At 32.3% G+C, this 6,318-nt stretch carries 4 protein-coding genes; all 4 read left to right on the top strand.

Annotated elements, in window-relative coordinates:
• Positions 1–213: 213 nt before the first annotated feature.
• The 4 genes from HMPREF9078_RS11335 to HMPREF9078_RS09180 all read left to right on the top strand — a co-directional run bounded on the left by HMPREF9078_RS11335 (position 214) and on the right by HMPREF9078_RS09180 (position 6,207).
• The gene (locus tag HMPREF9078_RS11335; protein ID WP_009420418.1) at positions 214–735 is read left to right on the top strand and encodes a hypothetical protein; all 522 of its coding nucleotides are present in this window, start codon (positions 214–216) and stop codon (positions 733–735) included.
• 525 nt (positions 736–1,260) lie between these two features.
• Positions 1,261–1,779 (top strand): hypothetical protein, encoded by a 519-nt coding sequence (locus tag HMPREF9078_RS09190; RefSeq protein ID WP_009420416.1) that lies wholly within the window; start codon positions 1,261–1,263, stop codon positions 1,777–1,779.
• A gap of 561 nt (positions 1,780–2,340) precedes the next feature.
• On the top strand, positions 2,341–2,751 hold the full coding sequence (locus HMPREF9078_RS09185) for a lipocalin family protein (RefSeq protein ID WP_232305334.1): 411 nt from the start codon (positions 2,341–2,343) through the stop codon (positions 2,749–2,751).
• A 57-nt stretch (positions 2,752–2,808) separates the two neighbouring features.
• Positions 2,809–6,207 carry a T9SS type A sorting domain-containing protein gene (locus HMPREF9078_RS09180; protein ID WP_009420414.1) on the top strand — a complete coding sequence of 1,133 codons (3,399 nt, stop codon included), beginning with the start codon at positions 2,809–2,811 and terminating at the stop codon, positions 6,205–6,207.
• The last annotated feature ends 111 nt before the right edge of the window (positions 6,208–6,318 follow it).

Genomic DNA, 6,318 nt, shown 5'->3' with positions numbered 1-6,318 from the left:
TTAATTATGACAACCTTTTTTAGGACGTGACAGTTGGAATGTTTTCTCATATTCTAGATCTGTTGGTGTAGGAGGAGGTCTTTCCCCAGTAACGCCAAGTGTTACAGCAGGAATAGGAAAGACAGCTTTTATTAATAAAAAAGTTGTTGACACCCCCAAAACTAAATGGGGAAAATTGAAGAGTTACATTAAATTTATAATACCCTACTAAAAATGTTACGAAAAATTATATTATTTCTCACAGGAGGTTTGATAATGCTTAGCGTTCTTTTTATCTTTGTGAATAATTTCATAGAGACGAGAAATAATACTATATATGAAAATGAGCAAAGTAATTTTTATAAAGAAAACTCTTTTTTTTATATATCAGGACAGGTTTTTAAAATTAAAAAAATAGGAAGCTTTTCTTATGCTCTTTTTGTCAAAACAGATTCTGTAAATATTTTAAGATCAGAAAAAAGAAGGGATAGAATTTCGGGAGTGTTTGATGAAGATAAAAGAATAGCTATTCTTCTATCTAATTCTAAGTCACGATTAGGAATTGCTAAAACAGACAGCAATACACTTCCCTATCTAACATATATGTGTAATCCTAAAATAGGTAAATATGGTTTTACATTTTCTGATAATAAATTAGAATTAGATGAAAATATATTAGATGCAGATGTTAAAGAACCTATAGTGCAATATTTGCTCCAACAAATGGACACAATTCCTAATGGAATAGAGTTTTAAAATTATGGTAATACAAACAAGTAAGACAACCAATATAATAATAACCTTATTGGGGATAATGTATTTTCTAATGTTTTATGAAAGTTGTTACGATTCTGAAAAAGAACAGAATAGTAGACGTATATATGAAGAAAATACTTCTTATTATATATTAGGTCAAGTCTTAAAAACAACTGAAATCTCATCAGAAAGATATTGTCTTTATGTAAGACCTGATTCTATCAATATAGGAAAAATCTCACAAATCTATATTATTTTTCAGGAATTTATGATAAAAAGAATGATATTGTTCTTGTAGTTGCCCATTTAGCTTTTATAGATAAAAAACATCAATACAAAAATGAAAAATATCCTTATATTATAGCTCAGTTTGATAGTGATAAAAAAATAGATACTTTAATTCACTCAAATGATGACTATGGGTTTCGTGGTGTAAACAATTTAATTTATGTTTCTAATAAGTTTTACGGAGATTTTCTCACTAAACAGATGGATACGATGTCTAGCGCTATAAAATTCTGAAATATGCGTAAGTTTATATTATTTTTCACAGGAGGTTTGATAATGCTTAGTGTTCTTTTTATCTTTGTAAATAATTTTTTAGCCTCAATAAATGACGCTACGTACGAAAATGAGCAAAGAGACTTTTATAGAAAGAATACATTTTTTTATATATCAGGGCAGGTTTTTAAAATTGAAAAAATAGGGAACTTTTCTTATGCTCTTTTTGTCAAAACAGATTCTGTAAATATTTTGAGTTCAGAAAATAGAAGAGATAGAGTTTCAGGAGTGTTTGATGAAGATAAAAGAATAGCTATTCTTCTATCTAATTCTAAGTCACGATTAGGAATTGCTAAAACAGACAGCAATACACTTCCCTATCTAACATATATGTGTAATCCTAAAATAGGTAAATATGGTTTTACATTTTCTGATAATAAATTAGAATTAGACGAAAGTATATTGGATGCAGATGTTAAAGAACCTATAGTGCAATACTTACTCCAACAAATGGATACAATTCCTAATGGAATAGAGTTTTAAAATTATGGTAATACAAACAAGTAAGACAGCTAATATAATAATGGCAACCTTTTTTGGGACGTGACAAACATCCCCCTAGCCCCCTTCAAAGGGGGAATGTAGTGACGGAAAAGAGAAATTAGCAAATGGGGAAGGGTTGAGGAATTCGGAAGGAAACGGAGGAGTTCGGAAGAGGAGTAAGAGCGATTTTGGTGAAAGAAGGCTATGAGGAGGGTGGGGTTAGCTTATAAAGAGCTTATAGGAAGCTTATACGAATCTTGGAAGATTGGTATAGAAAGGGTGTGAATCTTGGAAGATTGGTATAGAAAGGGTATATAAAGAGTTGATAATGAATAACTAAGAGTGAAGAATTAATAGTGATTTTAGAGAAATAAAGCGAAAGAAAAACAAAGGAGAGAAGAAGGGAGTATTTTTTTAGATAAGTTTTCTGATGCAGAAAGGGAATAAGTAGATTTGTAAGAAAAATATCTCACATATTATTTGCACATCTCACAAAAACAGCTTACCTTTGTCGCATAAATAATTTAAAAAAAACGTTTGTACAATGAAAAAATCTTTACTTTGGCTTTTATAGCCTTAACACTATTAGCCACCGCCTGTGGAAAAAACAATAATGACAACCCTTCTACTCCCCAAAATGATGCTAAAAAAGCATTGATAGGAACGTGGAAAATTGAAAAGTTAATCATTAATAATATAGAGGTAGATAGAACAGAATGTGAAAAAAAGAGTTATATTATTTTAAGTGAAAATACATTCTCTACTTATAATTTTTCTGATAAAAAATGTGATGAACCTAAAAAGCAAGAAGGTACTTATTCTATTTCTAATAATGTATTGACTTTGACCTCTAATGGAAGGACTTCAAAACCAACTTTTTCTATTTCAGGAAATAATTTGCTCCTTAGTGAAGTGGAAAAAAATGAATTTGGAGAAACTCGTACCGTAAAACAAATTTTAATAAAACAATAAACATTAAAATAGACATACTTACAAAAGGTGTAAAAATATGTCTTCATTTTTTATTCTATGCAACAACTTTCTCAAAAAATATTTAGATTTTCTTTTCTATCTATATTATGTTTTTTTTCAGTAAATCTCTATAGTCAAAAAAAATATTCTTTAGATTTGAAAAATCTAAGTATAGATTCTTCGACAAAGGATAGAACTTGTACCAACATAACAGAGATTAAAATTCTTTATAAAAATGGAAAAGAAGTTTCTGTCTTTTATAGTAATAATGATATAGAAACTCCTTTTAATCAAAGTAATATAGAATTGGATGATGATGTGGAGAAAATAAAAATACATAGAGAAGTTGTGGATGCAGTATTAAAATTTAACTTTTTTGGAAATAAATCTACTTGTTGCGATTGCTTTCATACATCTGATGCAAAGGAAGAAAAGCCTTATGATATTACATATTGTGCTCTCAGACCTCTTTCTCTTCATGTAGTCTCAGGGGAAAAAAAACCACAAGCTAAAGGGAGTATTACTTTTGATTATTATATTAAACCTAATCACACTTTAAAAACCTCTGATAACAATAGTGCTAAATTTCTCCCTATTGATATCAAAGTTCCTCTTATAGCTAAGGAAGGTTTTGATAGTGATTTATATCGTTATGAATATGCAACAGAGAAAAAGAAAAAGGAAAGGAAGTGGTGGTGGCCTTGGCCTTGGGGAGATGATTATGATTATAATTGGAAACCTCTTCCTACAAAATTCCAACAAAAACAAAGAATAGAAGTCTCTGCTGAAGATGTTTTAGAAAGTAAAACCAAAGCAGAAGAGATGATAGGTAAGCATATATACTTTAGAGTAGTATCTTATGATAAAGATAAAGGCTCTGTATGTTCTTTTTCTGACGAATTACCTCTTACCGTTACACAAGCAGCTCCCTTGATTACGATAAAAAATGTTCAATCTCCTTTATGTAATAGTAATGGAACTACTGCTACTGTTACTATCCAACTCAGCAGGAAATTGTTAGGTAGCTTAGAACAATATAGGAAAAATAGAGATGCTTATTTAGGTGAAGTATTCAATGTTTTTTCTTTCATAAAAGAAGGTGGGAGTAAAACAGAAGGTGCTATAGGAATTGATGGTTTACCTAGAGATTTAACAGAATATTTCTTACAACACGACCGCATAGATAATGTAGTACTTCGTACAGCTTCTGTGACTACTAATTATGAGATAGATATAAAGGGTCATTTCTATTACCTAAATAATAATAGACAAAGAGATAGTATTCAACTATATACAGATGATACACAACATAAAGGTAGGTTTACAGTTGCTGTCCCAGAACCTTTAAATTCCTCTTTGTATTATAAATATGATAATCAATGTTTCGGAGAGTCTATGGGTATGATAATTCTAGGATTTTCAGGTGGCACTCCCCCTTATAAATATATTAAAAATGGAGAAGAATCTGTACTCGTTGATGGTAATTCTATCTATCTTTCAAATCTACCCTCTGGAACATATACCTTTACTATTACCGATAAGAACGATTGCCAGATTCTTAAAAATGGGGTAGTATCTCCTGTGGTTGTAAAAATAGGAGGTCCTACAAAGCCTATTACTATTGTTAATGAAGGAGAAGCAGATTTTGTTAAACACGTTAGTGGCTATAAAAGAGGTGATGGTTCTATTACAACTATTATTACAGGAGGGACTCCCAAGAAGAATGATTTGCTAGAATATACTGTTAAGATAGAGTCAGATAAAGGAATAAAAAAGGAGATTTCTTTATATGAAACAGACTCTTCTATAAGAGGATTTAAATCTACTTTTGAATACCTTGATGCTGGTACTTATACACTTACTATTATAGATGATAATGGTTGTACGCTTACTAAGAAAATTACCATTACTGAGCCTGATGAACTTATTATAAATAGCATTGAAGCTACACCTATCAGTTGTAACCCTCGTAATAGTGACCCCAATAATAATTCGAGCATCAATAGTAATGGTACGCTGACGGTAAATGCTAAAGGAGGAGTACCTACTTACAGATATGTATGGAAAAGATTTAACAAGCCATATACCGAAACAAGAGATAAAACTATTACAGATCTTGTAGATGGTATCTATCAAGTAGAAGTTATAGATGCTAATGAAAATAAAGCTGTCGGAACTTATACTCTTACTTATCCTGACCCTCTTTACTTGAAGGTTACTAAATCAGAAATGACCTGTAGTGCTCCTAATGCGGGGCAAGCGACCGCTATAGCCTCTGGAGGTACGCCTCCTTATACTTATCTTTGGAATACAGGGTATACAGGCGCTCATATCACAGGACTATCAGCTGGGAAGTATTTTGTAACCGTAAGTGATAGTCGAGGTTGTTCCGTGCAAGAAAAGGTGGTGCTTTCTTATCCTGAGGAAGTGGAGGTAAACAATGCTATCATCACTCCCGTAACCTGTTATGAGGGGAATGATGGTAAGATAGCGCTTACACTCTCAGGAGGTAAAGGAAATATAAATATTTCGTGGTATGATGCTCAGGGGAATCCTCTTTCACAACGTATTACCAATGGTGGTAAAACCATCAATGGGTTAAAAGCAGGTAAATACAAAGCAGTATTTCGTGACCAAAGCGACTGTCCGGCGTTAGAGCAGTTTTACGAAGTATTACAACCTGAAAAAACGGTTATTAATATTCCTTCACAAATCACGATATGCCAAGGTGACAGTCGGTCATTCGATTTAAGTACAGCTTTTCCTTCAGCTACTTTCCGTTGGACAGATAGTACTGGCACCCTCCTTAGTACTGAACCTACTTTTGCAGTATCGGCAAAAGGCATCTATAAAGTAGAAATTACTGACCAAAAAGGTTGCAGAGAGGCGACTACTTTTGAGGTGTTGCAAAGTGATAAAGTATTAGAGGTAGACTTTTTAGCAGCAACCAATGCTTACTATAACTATACAGTAAAACTAATAAACTTATCTCATAGTATTACTACCCAATGGGTGTTACCTCAAGAAGTTTCGCTTATCAAAGAAGAAAACGGAGGAGCAGAAGTGCGTTTTCCTAAAGAAGGTACTTATACCATAGGCTTAAAAGGCTTTTTAGACGGATGTGAGAAGACTATATACAAAACACTTTGGGTCGAAAAAGATCGATTGGGCATCGGTAAAGAAAACAGTTTTAAAGAAGTAGTTATAGATGATTTCAAAATTGTAGATAACCCTAACAATGGTATTTTCCGCATAGAAGTGAAACTCAAAAAACCTACCGCTATAAAAATTTACGGAATGGACATCTTGGGTCAAATGGTAATCTCTCCTATTGAACAACCCGAAAGTACAACTTTCAATATTCCTGTTTCAAATAGTAGATTATCAGGTCAATACTTGATAATCTTAGAAGCAGGAGGTGATATTATGGTTCAAAAAATGATTGTAAATCATTAGTCATTCGTCATTCGTAACTCGTCATTAAAATGCCCCTCCTCCGTCGTTACATACTCTTTTTCTTCACCTTGCTGAGCTTCACTCTGCAAGCTCAGCAGTACCCTGTGGACG

This window comes from Capnocytophaga sp. oral taxon 380 str. F0488, from assembly GCF_000318255.2.
GTDB classification, from domain to species: domain Bacteria; phylum Bacteroidota; class Bacteroidia; order Flavobacteriales; family Flavobacteriaceae; genus Capnocytophaga; species Capnocytophaga ochracea.
This window is presented reverse-complemented; position numbering and strand designations above follow the sequence as displayed.